Raw genomic sequence first — 233 nt, forward strand, 5'->3', positions numbered from 1 at the left:
TGACGATCGTGCGATCGTTACTGTGGTCAAGGTCAGCAACCGCAAGTGAAACTTGCGCCGTGCTAAATGATGGTGCGCCAGCGGTCCCCAGAGAAGCTCCGTCGGCATAACGGGTCAGTGCTGTCACCTCGCCGAACGTATTGCGCTGATAGCGCGTGACGTAGCCCATGGCATCCACGTCATAGGACACACGTCCCAGCGTGTCGTACGTCTTGTAGCTGATGTTGCCCTCC

The 233-nt window shown here is 57.9% G+C and carries 1 protein-coding gene; it reads right to left on the minus strand.

Annotated features, from left to right (window positions below):
- A partial coding sequence (locus RVY79_RS21710; protein WP_317466696.1) for a hypothetical protein occupies positions 1-233 on the minus strand: 233 nt, incomplete at both ends.

The sequence above is a fragment of the Chromohalobacter sp. HP20-39 genome (assembly GCF_033052815.1).
Lineage (GTDB): Bacteria > Pseudomonadota > Gammaproteobacteria > Pseudomonadales > Halomonadaceae > Chromohalobacter.